Origin of the sequence: Achromobacter sp. SIMBA_011 (assembly GCF_046535435.1) — a bacterium.
GTDB lineage: Bacteria > Pseudomonadota > Gammaproteobacteria > Burkholderiales > Burkholderiaceae_B > Achromobacter > Achromobacter dolens.
Genome location: NZ_JAWRWN010000618.1, coordinates 1 through 265 on the forward strand (window position 1 = coordinate 1; position 265 = coordinate 265).

Below are 265 nucleotides of genomic sequence, written 5' to 3' on the forward strand. Positions count from 1 at the left end.
GTCGCGCGACAGCATCGATCAGCGTTGCGCGTGTTTCGACATGGGCAGCGACATCGCCATGAGCAGGACCGCCGCCAGTCCGCTCAACTGCCTGACGCAGCGAGAGAATTTCGTCGACGAGTGCCTTCTGCTGATGCCACGCATCTTGCAGAGAGACGATCTGCGCATCGACGTTGCAGCGCAGGTCGACAAGCCCATCGATGCGAGCGGCGTTCACGGCACGGCCGGCGCGGCGATCTCGTTCGAGATGCGCGACCTCCGCTTC

The 265-nt window shown here is 63.8% G+C and carries 1 protein-coding gene; it reads left to right on the forward strand.

Going from position 1 to position 265, the window contains the following annotated elements:
* A partial coding sequence (locus tag SB816_RS32415; protein WP_410548301.1) for a hypothetical protein occupies positions 1–265 on the forward strand: 265 nt, incomplete at both ends.